The 16,819-nt window shown below is 47.0% G+C and carries 15 protein-coding genes; all 15 read right to left on the bottom strand.

Annotated features, from left to right (window positions below; all coding sequences use genetic code 11):
• Positions 1-76: 76 nt before the first annotated feature.
• Positions 77-1,159 carry a DUF1972 domain-containing protein gene (locus SK53_RS02115; RefSeq protein WP_048208396.1) on the bottom strand — a complete coding sequence of 361 codons (1,083 nt, stop codon included), beginning with the start codon at positions 1,157-1,159 and terminating at the stop codon, positions 77-79.
• A 33-nt stretch (positions 1,160-1,192) separates the two neighbouring features.
• Positions 1,193-2,011 carry a glycosyltransferase family 2 protein gene (locus tag SK53_RS22420; protein WP_072050905.1) on the bottom strand — a complete coding sequence of 273 codons (819 nt, stop codon included), beginning with the start codon at positions 2,009-2,011 and terminating at the stop codon, positions 1,193-1,195.
• Complete coding sequence (locus SK53_RS02110) at positions 2,008-3,063, bottom strand: EpsG family protein (RefSeq protein WP_048208395.1); 1,056 nt, start codon at positions 3,061-3,063, stop codon at positions 2,008-2,010. Before SK53_RS02110 ends, SK53_RS22420 begins: the two co-directional genes overlap by 4 nt.
• A 28-nt stretch (positions 3,064-3,091) precedes the next feature.
• Positions 3,092-3,928: a polysaccharide pyruvyl transferase family protein gene (locus SK53_RS02105; protein ID WP_049126683.1), complete on the bottom strand. Its 837-nt coding sequence runs from the start codon at positions 3,926-3,928 to the stop codon at positions 3,092-3,094.
• Positions 3,921-5,048, bottom strand: a complete 1,128-nt coding sequence (locus tag SK53_RS02100) for a hypothetical protein (protein WP_126501384.1) — start codon at positions 5,046-5,048, stop codon at positions 3,921-3,923. The genes SK53_RS02105 and SK53_RS02100 overlap by 8 nt, the downstream gene beginning before the upstream one ends.
• 47 nt (positions 5,049-5,095) lie before the next feature.
• The gene (gene rfbC / locus SK53_RS02095; protein WP_045896139.1) at positions 5,096-5,632 is read right to left on the bottom strand and encodes a dTDP-4-dehydrorhamnose 3,5-epimerase; all 537 of its coding nucleotides are present in this window, start codon (positions 5,630-5,632) and stop codon (positions 5,096-5,098) included.
• Positions 5,633-5,635: 3 nt separating this feature from the next.
• Entirely contained in the window at positions 5,636-6,514 is an 879-nt protein-coding gene (gene rfbA / locus SK53_RS02090; RefSeq protein ID WP_045896140.1) for a glucose-1-phosphate thymidylyltransferase RfbA, read from the bottom strand.
• 52 nt (positions 6,515-6,566) lie between these two features.
• Entirely contained in the window at positions 6,567-7,466 is a 900-nt protein-coding gene (gene rfbD / locus SK53_RS02085) for a dTDP-4-dehydrorhamnose reductase (protein WP_045896141.1), read from the bottom strand.
• Entirely contained in the window at positions 7,466-8,551 is a 1,086-nt protein-coding gene (gene rfbB / locus SK53_RS02080; protein ID WP_045896142.1) for a dTDP-glucose 4,6-dehydratase, read from the bottom strand. Before rfbB ends, rfbD begins: the two co-directional genes overlap by 1 nt.
• A 358-nt stretch (positions 8,552-8,909) precedes the next feature.
• Entirely contained in the window at positions 8,910-9,806 is an 897-nt protein-coding gene (gene galF, locus SK53_RS02075; RefSeq protein ID WP_048208391.1) for a GalU regulator GalF, read from the bottom strand.
• Positions 9,807-9,980: 174 nt separating this feature from the next.
• On the bottom strand, positions 9,981-11,372 hold the full coding sequence (gene wcaM / locus SK53_RS02070; protein WP_048208388.1) for a colanic acid biosynthesis protein WcaM: 1,392 nt from the start codon (positions 11,370-11,372) through the stop codon (positions 9,981-9,983).
• A gap of 12 nt (positions 11,373-11,384) precedes the next feature.
• Positions 11,385-12,605 carry a colanic acid biosynthesis glycosyltransferase WcaL gene (gene wcaL, locus SK53_RS02065; protein WP_023314466.1) on the bottom strand — a complete coding sequence of 407 codons (1,221 nt, stop codon included), beginning with the start codon at positions 12,603-12,605 and terminating at the stop codon, positions 11,385-11,387.
• Entirely contained in the window at positions 12,602-13,882 is a 1,281-nt protein-coding gene (gene wcaK / locus SK53_RS02060; RefSeq protein ID WP_006811234.1) for a colanic acid biosynthesis pyruvyl transferase WcaK, read from the bottom strand. The genes wcaL and wcaK overlap by 4 nt, the downstream gene beginning before the upstream one ends.
• A gap of 15 nt (positions 13,883-13,897) precedes the next feature.
• Positions 13,898-15,376, bottom strand: a complete 1,479-nt coding sequence (gene wzxC, locus SK53_RS02055) for a colanic acid undecaprenyl disphosphate flippase WzxC (protein ID WP_045897078.1) — start codon at positions 15,374-15,376, stop codon at positions 13,898-13,900.
• A gap of 1 nt (position 15,377) precedes the next feature.
• Entirely contained in the window at positions 15,378-16,772 is a 1,395-nt protein-coding gene (gene wcaJ / locus SK53_RS02050) for an undecaprenyl-phosphate glucose phosphotransferase (RefSeq protein ID WP_003863525.1), read from the bottom strand.
• Positions 16,773-16,819: the final 47 nt, after the last annotated feature.

The raw sequence follows: 16,819 nt of genomic DNA, 5'->3' as shown, positions 1-16,819 counted from the left end.
TGTTAACTCAAATTAGCCGCAACTGTGTAGTAAAGTTGTGCCTTAAAGGCTTTTCCGCACTGACATTTTTCATGTATCAGTACAGATCTTCATATTGTTTAGTAACATTAATCCAAGTATATCGTTGGTCCGCAATATGCTTTAATTTATTTGCGCAAATCTCATCTTCAGCTGTGTGGAGCACCTGTGATCGTTGTTCCAACAAGTTAACTAGTTCTTTAGAATTTTTAAAGTAAAAGGCTGAATTCTCCGTGGAATACCTATTGAAATCACAATCAAACGCAAAAATAGCCGTATTGAAATGCATTGCTTCTACTAATGAAGGATTTGTTCCCCCAGCAGAATGACCATGAATGTATCCTCGACACTTACTTCTGTACTCAAAGAGAATGTTGATGTCATATATCGGATCCAGCAATTCAATATTTTTGAAAGGACTATATCGATTTCTTAGTTCACGCCCATACGCGCTTGAATTCCAGTTACCTACCATTTTAAAGCAGCTATTTGTCTGGCTGAATGCTTCAAGGATCATTTCAATATTATTTTCTGGCTCTATGCGACAAACTGTAAAGTAATAATTATCCTTATCTTGAGCCACTACTTTATTCCCGATAGCATGATCGCCACCATAAGCTATCACACTACTTTTAACTCCATATTCTTTTAACACATAGTTTGATATCGCTTCGTTATCTGCAATTATAGTATCAGAATAATGAACCGCAATTTTTTCCGAATATTTCAAGAACCATTTTGCAAATTTCCCCCATTTATCACGTCGCCATTCAAGCCCATCAATATTTATAATAATCTTAGCTGAAGAAAAGAATTTAAAAAGAGGCAAAAAAATACAACCTGAAACACCTAGCACGAGAACAACATCAGGCTTACAGAACATGGATCTCATCAGTGAGAATATATCATAAGGGATACTCGAACTGCCGTTAGCCTTCAATGGTACATATTTAAGTTGAGCGTCTTTATAATTTTTACTTTTTGACTTATAAGACTTTCCAGAGCAATAAATCGTATAATTAATTTTTTCACTTTGATGATCAACAAGATTTTGAACAAGTGACTCAAAACCACCATAACAAGCCGGCACCCCCACAATCCCAATGATATCGATATTTTTTTTTGCATTCTCATTACGCATATAAAACCTAAATCCTTAGCAAGGATATGCATTTCAATTTGATTTGATAAAGTCTTTGAAATTATATCTTTTTCGTATTAAATCAGATAATACACGAGCACTGACAAAAATTAAAGAGAGGGCATACTGGAAAATATGTGATACGTTGTTTTTCCGAAGTAGATTTTCCTTACCTTTAATTTCACCTTTACGCATTTTAATTAAATTACCAGACACCCCGCCAGTAGTACCAATTGCTCGTGGTACCGTAGTATGCACGCTATCACAATACTTAACCCTAGTTGTGGATTCTACATATGATAAAAGAAATGCATAATCTTCCGAATATCTTAATGTTGGATTAAAAAGGCATTTTTTAACTCTAATCACCACACTAGGCGTTACACATGGATTAAGGAGACATATAAACCAGCGAAAATGGAGTAATTTACCAAAAGTTTTAAACCATAAATTTGAGATTTTATTGTACTTTTCGCAACCATCAACGGCATGATATAAAAGATCAATATCTTGATTCGCTAAAATTTGTAAAAGCCAGTCAATCTTATCAGGGCTAAAATAATCATCTGAGTCGAGGAACGCAACAAACTCAAATGAAGCACGCCTAATCCCTACATTTCTGGAGACCTGTGGCCCTTTATTTGTGCTATTTTTAAAAATACGAATTGGAATATTATTTTTATTATAACGCTGTAACACCGAATAAATATCAAAATCTGAGCAATCATCTACAACTATAATCTCCACCTTTTCTTTTTGACAAGAATCAATTGAATCTACAGCTCTAAGTAAAGTATCAATTCTATTATAAGATGGAATTACAACAGAGATACCAAATTCTCTTGTTTTCATATTATACTCACAAAAGGTATTGCACGCATATGAGCCGAACCACATAACCACAAAATGGTAATAAAGATGTTACCACATGTCACATATGAAAGAAATTTGTACGATTGTTGACTATACCGTTTAACGCTAATATACGTCATTAATAAAAATAAAGGATATACTCCGTAAACCACTCTAAAGCCTAAATATGGCACGATTGAAACTATTGAGCATATAGCAACTATGTTAATAATAACATTTAATGTAAGGACATCTTTTACTAAGAACTTTCTTGCAAAGGACAAATAAACAAAAAAAGTTAGCATTAAATTTATTAGACTAATTAACCTTACGATAAAATCATCACTGGCATATGGCATATATTTGTAAATTGAAGCTTTGAAACTTAATACACCTGGCACAAAATCTAGATATGCCGTTCCAAATAATAAGAATATACCCATTACCATTGATGGAACGATTAACTTATAATTTAACCTTGATATTATAAATATAACAATAATTAGTGCAGATGCCTGATGAAAAAGTAGAGATAGTGCAGCCAGGACTCCAAAAGAAACATAGCGTCGTTTGAAATAAAATGAAAAAGATAAAAAAAGTATTGCAATTGAAAACCCTTGCCTCATGGCATTTGTTAATAATTCAATACCAATAAATGAAGAGAAGAGCGTTATTATTATCAGTTCATCAAGCTTAAATACCAGCGTTGTAATGAAAATTATGCTAATAACAAAATACGGCCATAGCCAAATTATCCAATTCACTTCACATCTTTCGGCCATTAAAAAATTCAAAAGGTTAAAGATTATTTTATAGGTATAGTCTAAGCCAGTGTAAGATTCTGGATTTAAACAATAGTCCGTAAATTCATTTAGATAGTTCTTGGTATCAGCACCAAAATATTCATTTTTGAATAAAAATAGCACCAGAAGTGTAAGAAATACAAAAAATGATAAAAATCTATTTAAAACCTGAGAATTTACTTTATTACCTTCAAGATATAACGAAAGGAATTGTAGTAAAAGTAATATTGCGAGTAGTGCTATTAGCATTTAAAAACTCATCTAAGAAGTAGTACAGTTATCGATATTCAGTAGGAAACGCCTTAAGCAAATCTTCTTTACTACGAGTAAATTGGTTACAACGACACTTTGCTAATAAATCTTCAAGCGAATAATTGCCAGCTCCGCTAACGATACATACCTTCGGCGCATTGTTATCAGTGGTACTATAGTAATCACAGAATTTATATTCACCTCCAAGAACTTTGTCACTAAAAGCAACCCAAAGATTAGGTATGCCATAAGTATCTGCGGCTATCAACCCATGTAGTGAGGAGGAAATAATGAATTCGCACTCATTCATTTTATCAATAAATGGTTCAATATCATTCTGAATATCAACCAAAACACAACCGTTTTTGAGTAATGACTGCACCGCAGGCAATTCTTTATCTTTGTAATGTGGAATTACTCCCACTTTGTATTTTTTGGTAATGTGTTTCGCATCATAGAACAGAGGAAGCAACACAGCAGGATCCCCCAGCACATCTGGGCAATTGATACCAAATTCATTCCTCAGACGATTACGAGTTAAAACACCACGTACAGATCTAATATCTAAATCTTTGGTTTTTAACGGGGCATCCTTGGATATAAAACCACTTCCCCATATTATACTTTTTGACGATGCACTGGACAAAACACTACCGATCGCAAGTATATGAGGTGATTGTTTGAAATTATTTTTTACTACCGTTTTCTTCGTAATTTTCTCAATCAAATATTTGTTAAGCTGATCACCCCAATTATTATGTCGAGTGTAATAATTAACAGGCACTTTATCTTTTCCAATTGCTAACAATCGATCTTTGAACTCAGTCGACAGAGCAAAAAATGCCTCAGTATACTTACCCATGTTGTTTTTCCTTTTTAGAAACGATGATCAATGAGAAAACAAATATTAGGAAATTGGCGAGTGCTATCGACTCTACAATGTATTGGAAATCACTATTGTTTTTATTTAACAAAAGATAAGCAAATGATATAAACAGAGACACTAAGTACAATATTAATATCAGTGTGAGATTATATCTTAACTTCATTATTAAAATAGGCATCCGTGAAAACAAATAAAATAATTGTCCCATAGCAAGATAAAAGGCATATTCAAAAACATCAATGTGAATATAAATGGTTATAGAAAGAAAATAGAGTATTAAGTAATTGACAATGATCAAACCTATAGCAACAAATATAAAATGAAAATATTTTTTCCAGATAAATATTTTCTCATCATTGTTGATATTACTTTTGAGAAATATTGAATCGTACAATGTTATCAACATTGTTACAATGCCGAATACATTTTGAGTAATTCTTAACTTTACTAATTCATTTGCTGGAATTTCATTTTTGAAAAGGATAAAAAAGCCTTGGTTAGTGACCCAATAAATGATCGTGATTATTGAGAATACCCCTCCCAGCTTCAAAGAATCCTGAATTATATGCTTGAAAGGATCATTACACACAGCATGGGCTTTGCTTTTTTCTTTGCTTTTGAAGAAAAACGGAACCACTATTAAAAAAGGGAGAAATTTTGCTAGGCAATAGAAATAAACATAGCTAGTCGAATCGAAAGTTATTATTTTAAACCATGCCAAAAGCATCATTACTGTAAATATCGTGGCTGTTGAGATCATTGCGCAACCAGATATCAATGACTTATCAGTATAATAGCAATAACGTTTAAAAAATTCAGAGACAATACCTATAACAAAAAGTGACAGTATCAGAGGTGACTTGAACCAAACAACAATAATAGCAGCAGTAATAACCACAAAGAATAAAAACAACTTTAACCAATAACTATGAGTTTGGTTTTTATATCTTAGCAAAAGATACTGTGTTGTAAAACAAGAACAAAATAATACACATACTAAGGCAATAGACTGAGCGACAACAACCTTTGCCATCTCTGTCCCACTAAGTAAATTTCCGCCAATTGCGATAAAAAGAAATATAAGACCAGAGTCCATAATCTGGTCCACAGTAAAAATGAGGCTTTGTGCTTTTTTATTGTATGTCATAGATCGATAAAATTCGACTGATTAGCATCTTTTGCTGATAAGCTAGGTTTTTCACTTAAAGGCCAATTAATACCAATCGTTGTATCATCCCATTTTATACCACGATCACTATCCGGATGATAATAGTTGGTTGTTTTATATACGAATTCCGCAGTGTCACTTATCACGTAGAAACCATGAGCGAACCCTTCAGGGATCCATAATTGTCGTTTATTTTCAGCAGAAAGATAAAACCCTACCCAGCTCCCATAAGTAGGTGAAGATTTTCGAATATCAACCGCTACATCAAATACTTCCCCAGCGACACAACGCACCAATTTACCCTGTGCGTACGGTTCCAGTTGATAATGCAGACCACGCAAAACGCCTTTACAAGATTTAGAATGATTATCCTGCACAAACTCGACTTTACGACCTACCGCCTCTTCAAATACTTTTTGGCTGAAACTTTCAAAGAAAAAACCACGATCGTCACCAAATACCTTTGGTTCAAAAATCAGCACATCAGGAATATTAGTTTTAATTACGTTCATGTCTTAATAACCTTTAATCATCTTCAGCAGGTATTGGCCATAGGCATTTTTCTTCAATGGTTCAGCCAGCTTCTTCACCTGCTCAGCATCAATAAACCCTTTGCGATACGCAATCTCTTCAGGGCAGGACACTTTCAGCCCCTGACGCTCTTCAATCGTTGCAATAAAATTGCTCGCCTCGATCAGGCTCTGATGGGTTCCTGTATCCAGCCACGCATAGCCACGCCCCATCATCGCAACGGACAAACGCCCCTGCTCCAGATAAATACGGTTAATGTCGGTAATTTCCAGCTCACCGCGTGCAGAAGGCTTCAGGTTCTTAGCCATCTCCACTACATCGTTATCGTAGAAATAGAGTCCCGTTACGGCATAGTTGCTCTTCGGCTCCAGCGGTTTCTCTTCGAGGCTAATTGCCGTGCCATCTTTATCGAACTCCACCACACCATAACGTTCAGGATCATTAACGTGGTAGGCGAATACGGTTGCACCATCACCTTTGTTTACTGCGGCTTCCAGCTGTTTCGGCAAGTCATGACCATAGAAAATATTATCGCCCAGCACCAGCGCACAGCTATCGTCACCAATAAACTCTTCGCCAATGATAAAGGCCTGTGCCAGTCCGTCCGGGCTTGGCTGGACTTTATATTGAAGGTTTAACCCCCACTGGCTGCCGTTACCGAGCAACTGCTCAAAGCGCGGAGTATCCTGCGGCGTACTAATGATCAGAATATCTTTAATCCCTGCCAGCATCAGCGTAGACAACGGGTAGTAAATCATGGGTTTGTCGTAAATTGGCAGTAGTTGCTTGCTAACCGCCATGGTCACTGGGTAGAGACGAGTGCCGGATCCGCCGGCAAGGATAATACCTTTTCGTGTAGCCATTATAATTTCTCTATAAACACGAAATGCCCGTAAACGGGCATTTATTTAATGATTAAATGGATTGCGCCGTGAAAAGCTCAGCCAGCATACGCTTCACACCAACATGCCATGCTGGTAATACCAGGTTGAAGTTCTGCTGGAACTTCATGGTATTTAAGCGTGAGTTATGCGGGCGACGCGCAGGCGTCGGATATGCCGTGGTTGGTACAGCATTCAGCTTTTCAATCGCCAACTCAACGCCTGCCTTTTGGGCTTCCTCAAACACCAGCGCCGCATAGTCGTACCAGGTTGTCGTCTCAGAAGCGACCAGATGATAAAGCCCGGCAACTTCTGGTTTCACCATCGCGATACGAATGGCGTGGGCGGTACAGTCGGCTAACAGCTCAGCGCCTGTTGGGGCACCCACCTGATCGTTAATGACGGAAAGTTCTTTGCGTTCTTTCGCCAGACGTAGCATGGTCTTAGCAAAATTGTTGCCTTTACCTGCATATACCCAGCTTGTACGGAAAATCAGATGATTAGGGCAATTATCCTGCAATGCTTTTTCGCCATCCAGCTTCGTCTGACCATAAACATTCAGCGGTGCCGTCGCATCCGTTTCACTCCAGGGGGTTTCGCCATCACCGGGGAAGACGTAATCCGTGGAGTAGTGAACAACCCAGGCGCCGATTTTTGCAGCTTCTTTCGCGATAGCCTCAACGCTTGTCGCATTCAGTAACTGCGCAAACTCTGGTTCCGACTCTGCTTTATCCACTGCGGTGTGTGCGGCTGCATTGACGATCACGTCAGGTTTAATATTACGAACCGTCTCAGCAATCCCTTCCGGGTTGCTGAAATCACCGCAGTAATCTTTAGAATGCACATCAAGCGCAATCAGATTGCCAAGTGGAGCCAGCGCGCGCTGAAGCTCCCAGCCCACTTGCCCTGTTTTGCCGAACAGAAGAATATTCATTATTGACGTTCCCCGTAGTTCTGTTCGATCCAGGTTTTATAAGCACCGCTTTTTACGTTATTAACCCACTCCTGGTTGCTCAGATACCATTCCACGGTCTTACGAATTCCGCTTTCGAACGTCTCTTCAGGCTTCCAGCCCAGTTCCACCCCAATTTTATGCGCATCAATCGCATAGCGGCGGTCATGTCCTGGGCGATCGGCAACATACGTAATTTGGTCGCGGTACGAGCCTTCTTTCGGGACGATCTCATCCAGCAGATCGCAAATAGTGTGCACAACGTCCAGGTTTTGCTTTTCGTTATGACCACCGATGTTGTAAGTCTCACCCGGTTTGCCCTGAGTCACAACGGTGTAAAGCGCACGCGCATGATCTTCTACATAAAGCCAGTCACGGATCTGGTCGCCTTTGCCGTAAATCGGCAACGCTTTACCGTCAAGGGCGTTCAAGATCACAAGTGGGATCAGCTTCTCAGGGAAATGATACGGTCCGTAGTTATTCGAACAGTTAGTCACGATGGTCGGGAAGCCGTAAGTGCGCAGCCAGGCACGAACAAGATGGTCGCTGGATGCTTTGGAGGCAGAGTACGGGCTGCTTGGCGCGTAGGCTGTGGTTTCAGTGAAAAGCGGCAGGTCTGCGGATGCCGGATGTTCATCCGGGTGCGGCAGATCCCCGTACACTTCATCGGTGGAGATATGATGGAAGCGAAACGCTTTTTTCGCTGCGTCATCGAGGGTTGACCAGTAAGCACGTGCAGCTTCCAGAAGCACATACGTCCCAACAATGTTGGTTTCAATGAATGCCGCCGGGCCAGTAATGGAACGGTCAACGTGGCTTTCGGCCGCCAGATGCATTACCGCATCCGGTTTATGTTCAGCAAAAATACGATCCATAGCCGCTTTATCACAAATATCTGCATGCTCAAAAACATAACGTTCACTGGCGCTGACATCGTTAAGGGACTCGAGGTTGCCGGCATACGTCAGTTTATCCACATTGACGACTTCGTCATGGGTATTAGTAATAATATGTCGTACAACCGCTGAGCCGATAAAGCCGGCTCCACCCGTCACAAGAATTTTCACGTTATCTATTCCGTTTTGTAGATATATCGAGATATTGGCGTTCTAAACCCTGGTATTAATTTAGGATTAGAAATTTTGCACGCTACCGCCCCTGGCTTGACAGCTACCAGTGCACTGAGCGAGTGTTGTATATAAGATTGGCTGTCTGATTTCAGACAAAAACTGGCGTTAATTGTCGTCTTAAATGGATTCGGAAACAAGCACAAATCGTTACAAATCAGCCCAGATTTGAAGCAGATAACTCTCTGTTATTTTAGGAATTAATAATAAAAAGCGGCAGTCATCATTTTTGTTATGTAACAACATAACTAAAATGATGACTGCCGCGCATGAAGACTTTCAGGCTGCGGAAGAAGTATCAGTCGTTAGCCAGCAACTTCTCAATCCGGCTTCTGAACTTCGCCCCTTCCTTCAGGTTACGCAGACCGTAGTTCACAAACGCCTGCATATACCCCATTTTCTTACCGCAGTCATAGCTGTCGCCGGTCATGAGCATGGCATCAACGGACTGCTTTTTCCCCAGCTCGGCAATCGCATCGGTCAACTGGATACGGTCCCAGGCACCCGGCTCGGTTTTTTCCAGCTCAGCCCAGATATCCGCATTCAGCACATAACGGCCGACTGCCATCAGGTCAGAGTCCAGAGTCTGCGGCTGATCGGGTTTTTCGATAAACTCAACGATCCGGCTCACCTGCCCTTCTGTCTCCAGTGGCTCTTTAGTCTGAATAACAGAATACTCGGAGAGATCGCCCTTCATACGTTTCGCCAGCACCTGGCTGCGGCCCGTCTCGTTGAAGCGAGCGACCATTGCCGCCAGGTTATAACGCAGCGGATCGGCGGAAGCGGTATCAATAATGATGTCCGGCAGAACCACGATGAACGGGTTATCACCCACTACCGGACGCGCGCAGAGGATTGAGTGGCCCAGACCCAGCGGCTGCGCCTGACGCACGTTCATGATGGTCACGCCAGGAGGACAGATAGACTGAACTTCTGCCAGAAGCTGACGCTTAACGCGCTGCTCAAGCAGAGCCTCGAGTTCATAAGAGGTGTCGAAGTGGTTCTCAACGGCATTCTTCGAAGAGTGCGTCACCAGAACGATTTCTTTGATCCCCGCAGCAACAATCTCGTCGACGATGTACTGAATCATCGGCTTGTCAACGATCGGCAGCATCTCTTTAGGAATGGCCTTTGTGGCGGGCAACATGTGCATGCCCAGACCCGCTACCGGTATGACTGCTTTCAAATTAATCATTATTTCTTCCACCTTAAAATGGTTGACGAATTATAGCTTTTAAACCTGTTTTCGCCAGCATGTTTTGCCGTAAATATGAAGTAATCCTAGGTCACCCCACCACAAATTACAGTAGTTGTAATCTGAATAGATCGCGATTCTGTTCCAGGAATAGTCGCAAAATAGTCTGTGCGATTACCTGTGCGGCAGCGCAAAATTCAACCGTTCCGTATTCACCACGTGTTGATCGACCCGATCAATATCTACCGAACTCTGCCCCTTTTCATTAACCGCTTTTATGTTCGCAAGCGACAACAGCGTCTCGTTTTTGGCCATAAACTTCCCGCGCACGTCTTTGCGCAAGTCGAAGTTCATCTTAAGCGCAGGCCCCGTTGCTAACTCCTGCATCACCTTGATATTGCGCAAGAAAAGGTGCTGTGGCTTGTTGTGCAGCTCAAGCGTTGCTCGCTGCATGTTGACGTTGGTGATGGCAACAAACGAGGTGGCATTGCCGGAGGAAATCTGTATCCCGCGCAGCTTATAGGCAAGCTGTCGGTTATCCAGGCGAATATCGTTAAGTTTGAAGTTTTGCGGTATCGACAGATAATCGCCCTTGATCACGCCATACCCGATTAACATTCCGGCGCTGTTCACCATATCGATATTATCGATAACGAAATTATCACAACCATAAATAGCTACCGTTGCGTTATCAATTCCGGCCTTTTTACTGAAGTCGGGAGTAATATTGCTGGCCTTGATATTACGGATCACAAAGTGTTTACCGTTTTCAACATGCACCAGCTGCCGACAGTTGCTGCCGGTGATATTCGCCACCACGAAGTTTTTAACGGTCTGCTGTTCCGGATAGTCATTGTCGTACGTGCTGCCAGCCAGCCCAATGCCTATGCCCCAGTTGATCTTGCCGTTCGTGCAGTTGATGTTATCGATCACGTGGTCAGAGATCAGGATGTTACGGTCGTTAATCGCCACGTTCCACTCAATCGCGTCACCCTGCAAATGGCTGAATTTGCTGTTGGTAATGCGCGCACCATCCACCTGATTATGGAAACCCTGGCGCAGAATGGCGTAGTTGGCCTGACTCACGGCAATGCGATCGATAAGCAGGTTACGCATCACTCTCGGCTTTTTACCGCCAATGTAGATCTGGGTGACGGGGCCGAAGCCGCTCATCGCCAGCCCTTTAATGACACAGTCGGAGCCACGCACGTCCAGCGTAATGTTATGCGTGCGCCCCTCTCCTTCCCCAATGACCTTACAGCCTTCCTGGAGCACGAACCGCCCGCGCCCGTTGCCCTTCAGCGCGCCGCGGATCAGCAGGGTTTTGCCATCAGGAATGAAAATGCCGGTATTGATGTTTTCACAGGTTAACCCGGCGGGAACAACAACGGTGTCGCCCTCGGCAAAGGCCTGCTTAAAGGCGGCGATCCAGTCGTTATTGTTGTAGCGATCGACAGAAACCGTCTTCCCGGTCGCCGCCCGCGCAGCGCGGGGCGACAGCAGCGGCATGGCAGCCAGGACGGATAAAGAAGAGACAAATCGGCGTCGGGTAATCTTTTTCAGCATACAACCTCAGCGTTACAGCGTTTGCAGCAGGCTCGCTAACTGGCGATTAATCACCTGCTGATTGAATTCTGCTTCAACTTTTTGCCGCGCATTTTGCAGCACAGGGATCAGCGTTTGCTGATCGATATTGCTGAACGCGGCCAGACGATCCGCCAGCGCCAGCGCATTGTTTTCAGGGACCAGCCAGCCAGAATGCTCAGAGGTTATCAGCTCCGGGATGCCGCTGTGAAGGGTCGAGACCACCGGAATGCCGACGGCCATCGCTTCCATCAGCGCCACGGGAATGCCTTCCATATCGCCGTCGGCGCCGGTTACGGAAGGCAGCAGGAACACATCCGCGTCATCAAGCATGGCTTTCACTTCATGGCTCGGCTTGAAGCCCGGCATCTCGACCACGTCTTCCAGCTGATACTGTTCAATCAGCGTGCGCAGGCGACGCTCCCACGGCCCGATACCCAGGATGCGGTAGTGGAAGTCCACGCCGCGCGCCTTCAGCTGGCGACAGGCTTCGATGGCTACGTGCAGCCCTTTCTTTTCAGTCAGGCGGGCAACAGAGATAATTTGCAGCGGCTTGCCCGGCACCTTGACCGGTCGCTGGGTGAAGCGTTCCATGTCCACGCCCATGCGTGAAACGGTGATTTTCTCGCTCGGGCACCCCATGGTTTTCAGGCGCCCGGCCCACAGGTTGCTTATCGGCAGCATCATGTCGCCACGGCGGAACAGCTGCTGATATTCCGGTGTGTAGTGGTTCAGCACTTCCCGGCTGGAGATGTCGATACCGTGGAAAATGGTTGCGATTTTGCCGTCAATCACCCCCAGCTCACGCAGTTTTGCCGCCGTTACGCCCGCCGGGCCAAAGTGGGCGATAAAGACATCGGCCCGGTACGGCTGCGCCGTTTGCCCGCAAATGGCGGATAAGATCAGGTTGCGAGCCTCCGCCCCATAGCGCGACATATTCAGCGCCCGCCACGTCGAGGCGCGATGCAGGCCGCGCAGCGTCTGTCCGGCGCGATGGCGCAGTTTGTTCATCCGTCCGGCGGGTTCATCCTGCAACCAGCGGGTTTTTGCCTCCAGCCCATACCGGGTATATGCCGCATGGGTGTTTTGCGTATCGCCCTTTTGCAGGGCGATAATCTCCACGTCATACCCCATATCGATAAACGCGGTGATTTGGTTCAGCACAAAAGTTTCAGACGACAGCGGAAATTTCAGTAAGAAGAAACCAACCTTCATTTCCCCTCCCGGACGCGGTCGAGTACGGATTTCACCATGCCAATACCTTTTTCGCGTTCGGCTTTTACCGCCACCGCCAGACGTTCGTTGATCGCAGGCAACTGGCCGAGCGTGTCGCCCACCATCGCACCCAGCGATCCGTCCAGCAGATGACGAATATCGACGGCCATTTCAGGCATACCGAGCTGCTGCATAATGCCCGCGGACTTGTGTTCGTAGTTGATGGCGATGGCTGGCGTGCCGAAGTTCATCGAGATAATGGCCGAGTGCAGACGCGTGCCCACGGTCAGGTCGCAGGCGGAGAGCAGCTTGCCCATCTCCAGATCGTTCAGCTCGTCCATCACCACGTGATAGCGGGACGGATCGTTCACCAGGTTGCGCAGGTTGAGCGCCACCATACGGTCATCTTTGTTGTAGCTGTCGATACCGGTACAGGTGGAAAGCGCCAGCACCTGGTAACCGCTGTCCAGCACGCGGTTCACCACGTCGGCAAAGGCTTTCTCGTACGCCGCCTGGGTCGTGCCGAGGCGTTTATCGAACGGCGCAAGTTCACGCAGGGTAATGGCGACGGTTTTCTGCTTTGCCGCCACGTCCAGCCAGTGCTGTACCGCGTAGCTGGCCTGGAAGCTGTCATCCTGATGATCCACCAGCCAGGCGGTGTCTACACCGTGCTCCACTTTGGTGGTGTCGATTTCGCTGCGCTTCATCATGTCGAGGCTGACCGATTCACGCAGGATCAGCGCGTCGCAGTGGCCGAAGACATAGTTCGCCAGCTGGTTAAACTGCGGATCCTGGAATGGCCCGACGCTGTGGCCAATCATAAACAGCGGCTTTTTCGCCATGAATGTACAAAGCGCATGCTCAAACTGCGGCACGCCGTACAGGTCGACGAAGAACGAACCGCCCACCTGAATAATCGCGTCATAGCCGGACAGCAGACGCACAAAATCGGTAAAGCCCTGCGCGATGGCGATGTTGCGCAGCTTGCCGGTGTCGGTTACGCGAGAAAGCAGCACCTGATGCTGGTAGCGGCGACGCAGCACTTTCTTCACGCGCCCCATCACGCCCGCAGCGTTGTTGTGCTGTTTCATCTGGCTGTAGAGCGGGTCGCCCATCACCGGGCGGTTCAGTAACCAGGATGAGCTGACCGGATAACGGCTCATCACATCCACTTCTGTCTCAGGCTTAAGGGTGTTAATTGCATCCAGTAAACCGCGCAGGATGGCGCTGTCGCCACGGTTGCCGCAGGTATGGTTGCCAAGAATAAGTAATTTCATAATGGCCTCGTAAAATTAGCCTGCGCGAAGCAGCGTTTTCATTTTTTCGTTACGGCAAAACTGGCGCTTCATCTCGACCACCAGCGCATTGCGTGACAGCACAATCATCACGCCGAACGCCAGCGCGCCTGCCGCGACCTGCACCGCAAGCAGCGCCACCAGCGGCAGATGCCCGTTGAGCACCACGCCCAGGCCGTAGCTCACCGCAAGCGTCGGTAAGGAGAGATAGAACGGCAGCCACAGGCTGAGGATGTACTGACGGTAGCTGGAGCCCAGCACCGGTTTGATCATCACGAAGTAGCTCAGCACGGTATTGAAGATTTGCACCAGCAGGAAGCCGAGCGTCACGCCAATGGCACCCGCCATGTGCCCGCCCACAATAATTGCCGGAATAAACAGGAAGGTTTTAAACACGTTGAACTTGAAGCTGATATCCACGCGCGCCTTTGCCATCAGCAGAGAACCAATCGGGTTCCCCACCGAGCGCAGCAGCCCTACGACGCACAGCAGTTGCAGGATTGGGATGATGCTGTTCCACTTCTCGCCAAACACCAGCGGTACGAAATTGCTGGCGACCACCATCAACCCCAGCAGGACCGGGAAGTTGATGATCCCCACCACGGAGAGCAGCTTATAAAAGTTCACGCGCAGCTTCTCGGTATCGTCCTGAATTTTGGCGAACGCCGGGAACAGGACGCGGGTAATAATCGGGTTGAGCTTCATCGGCGGGACAACCGCGACGTTATACGCCAGGTTGTAGCCACCCGCGACGCTCGCGCCCAGAATGCGCGCCAGTACCAGCGTGGAGAGGTTAGTATTCACGTAGTTGATAATGCTGTCTGCCGTCAGCCACGCACCGAAGCGCAGGTTGGATGAAACAGACGCCAGCGAAAAATGCAGCCCCGGGCGATAAATCTTGCGGCCAAAAAAGCCGAACAGCAGCGTGCGCACGGCAGAGTTAACGAGGTAGCCGAGGATGGCGGTCATCGCCAGCGGCCAGAAATGGGCGCTGACCACGGTGAAGGTAAAGCCCGCCAGCACGGCGCTGGTCTCAATCATGCCGATTTTGTTGAACTCCAGCTCTTTCTGCATCAGCGCGCGGAACTGCTGCCCGTGCGGGATCACCACGAAAGCGAACGACAGGGTGCGCATCAGCGGCGCCAGGTCCGGGTTATGCAGCACGCCGGCAATCACATCGCTCAGCAGGAACACCAGCACAAAAACGAAGATACCCAGCCCGACGTTCAGCCAGTAGAGGGTGGTCAGCTCCAGATGGCTGATCTCCTTGCGCTGGATAATGGAGTTGGCGATACCAAAGTCCGACAGCGTATCGGCCAGGGCGATAATCACCAGCGAGACGGTCAGCAGACCAAACTGGTGATTATCGATAATGCGCGCCAGGACCGTCATCTGCACCAGGCCGAGGCCAATGATGACGATGGTGGCCATGGCTGACCATTTCGCACCGCTGATGGTTTTTTCTCGTAAGCTCATCTTAGTACGCCGCTTTGTTCACGAAGCCTTTGAAAATGGTCAGAAAAACAATCTTGATATCGAACCAGAGGCTCCACTCGCGGATGTACTCCAGATCGAACTCGATGCGTTTTTCCATTTTTTCCAGCGTGTCGGTCTCGCCGCGCCAGCCGTTGATCTGCGCCCAGCCGGTGATGCCTGGCTTCACCTTATGGCGCAGCATGTAGCCTTCAATCAGGGTGCGGTACTGCTCGTTATGGGCCACGGCGTGAGGACGAGGCCCGACGATGGACATCCCGCCGGTGAACACGTTAATGAACTGCGGCAGTTCATCGAGCGAGGTACGGCGCAGGAAGTTGCCCACACGGGTGACGCGCGGATCGTTCTGCGTCGCCTGGGTCACCACCTTGTCGTTCTCCATCACCTTCATGGAGCGGAATTTCCACACCATGATCGGCTTACCGTCCATGCCGTAGCGGGTCTGACGGAAGATGATCGGCCCCGGCGAGCTGAGCTTCACCGCCAGCGCAATGCAGCACAGCACCGGGGAGATGAGCAGCAGGATCAGGGACGAAAGCACGATATCTTCCACGCGCTTCAGCACGCGGTTAATCCCCGACAGCGGCGTGTCGTACAGCGGAACAACCGGTACCCCGTTCACCTCTTCAATACGGGAGTGGAGAATATTGAAGGTGAAGACATCCGGGATGAGGATCACCGAGCAGGTGGTATCCGCCAGCTCGCGCATCAGTTTCTTGATGCGGGATTCATCTTTCATCTGCATGGCGATGTAGACGTTATGAATTTTGCCGGCTTTCGCATCGTCAATAAGCTGTTCGTAGTTACCTGCCCAGTCGGACGGTACGCCGCCGGGCTTCGCGTCGTGATAAATCCCGACCACTTCAAAACCTAACCACGGCTCTTTGCGGAAGCTGTCGAGCAACACCTGTCCCACCGGCAGATCGCCCGCCACGGCAACGAAGCGACGGTTATACCCGCGGTTGCGCAGCCAGCCCGCGCCAAAGCGGATCAGCGAGCGGCAGACCACCATGCCAATGCTGGTTAACAGATACCAGCAGAGATAGGTCACAAGACGGTTATCAAAATCATGGCTGAACGCCACCAGGCCTGCGCTGAAAATCAGGCTTAAGGTCCAGTTCTGGAGCAGCAGCATCAGTTCGGTGGTCATTTTGACGCCGCGCCATGAACGATAGAAATCGGTCATGCCGCCGATCATCTGAAACACCACCAGCGCAATCAACGCCATCAGCAAGTGCATGTATAAGAACGACTGCCCGCTGACCCAACACACCGCCCACAGTCCGCCGACCATGATGGTGATATCAGAAAAACGCTGCACCATAGAGATTAACGATGCATTCGTTCTCGCTCGTTCGCGCTTTTTTAGATTTGTCATCGTTGTTCCTTTAGTTCTAAACCTTACCCCTCGCCCCTCACCCCGGC

The sequence above is a fragment of the Enterobacter sp. MGH119 genome, from assembly GCF_001037675.1.
Lineage (GTDB): Bacteria > Pseudomonadota > Gammaproteobacteria > Enterobacterales > Enterobacteriaceae > Enterobacter > Enterobacter hormaechei_C.
Note: the sequence above shows the minus strand (reverse complement) of the source record. Positions and strands in the feature narration are given on the sequence as shown.